Source organism: Streptomyces hoynatensis (assembly GCF_003626535.1).
Classification (GTDB): Bacteria; Actinomycetota; Actinomycetes; order Streptomycetales; family Streptomycetaceae; genus Streptomyces; species Streptomyces hoynatensis.
The window spans coordinates 1-1,093 of sequence record NZ_RBAL01000053.1; the positions used below are offsets into that span (position 1 = coordinate 1).

Sequence of the window (1,093 nt, forward strand, 5' to 3'; positions counted from 1 at the left end):
GTGGGTGCGGAGCAGACGTTGGAGGGTGTGGGTGTTGAGGGTGTGACGGTGGGGTCGTTGCGGCGGGGTGAGGGTGGCCCGGCGCGGTTTGTGCGGTCGCTGGCGGAGGCGTGGGTGGCCGGGGTGCCGGTGGAGTGGGGGGCGCTGTTCGCCGGTTCCGGTGCGGTGCGGGTGGACCTGCCGACCTACGCCTTCGACCACCAGCGTTACTGGCCCAAGCCCACCGAAGCGACCAAGGCCACGACCACCGCCGACCCCGTGGACGCCGCACTCTGGGAGCTGATCGACGGAGACCAGGACCGGATGGCCGCCGCCCTCGACCTCGACGGGGACACCGCCGCCCTGGTCGCCCCCGCGCTGTCCGCCTGGCGGGAACGGCGCCGGGCACGCGCCACCGTGGACTCCTGGCGCTACGGGGACTCCTGGGCCCCGCTCTCCGAGCCGGAAACCGCGGAGCCCGCAGGCCGGTGGCTGGTCGTGGTGCCGCGCGGCTGGAAGGACGACCCCTGGCTGCGGTCCGTCGTGGCGGAACTCGGCGAGGAACTCACCCTGGCCGAGGCACCCGCCCCCGACCGGGCCGCGCTCGCCGAGAGCTTCGCCGCATACGCCGGCGAGGACTTCGCCGGCGTGCTCTCCCTGGCCGCATTCGCCCAGGAAGAAGGCGAGCACCCGGCCACGGACGTGCCCCAGGGACTGGCCCTCTCCCTGACCGTCGTCCAGGCCCTCACGGACGCCGAGGTGACGGGACGCGTCTGGTGGGCCACCCGCGGCGCCGTCTCCATCGGCGGGAACGACCGGGTGATCGAGCCGGGTCTTGCGGTTCTGTGGGGTATGGGCCGGGTGGCGGCGCTGGAGATGCCGGCCCGTTGGGGTGGCTTGCTGGATCTGCCGGTGGAGTTCGATGCCCGTGCGGGGCAGCGGCTGCGGGCGGTGCTGTACGGGGAGAGCGGCGAGGATCAGGTGGCGGTGCGCTCTTCTGGGGTGTTCGGTCGTCGTCTGGTGCGGTTGCCGGTGGGGGTGGTGAAGCGTCCGGGTGGCTGGGTGCCGTCGGGGACGGTGCTGATCACGGGTGGTACCGGTGGTCTTGGTGGGT

The 1,093-nt window shown here is 73.4% G+C and carries 1 protein-coding gene; it reads left to right on the forward strand.

The window, feature by feature from the left end:
- Window positions 1-90: 90 nt before the first annotated feature.
- Window positions 91-1,093 (forward strand): Rossmann-fold NAD(P)-binding domain-containing protein (locus D7294_RS31490; protein WP_479681740.1); only part of this gene is annotated, 1,003 nt, incomplete at its 3' end.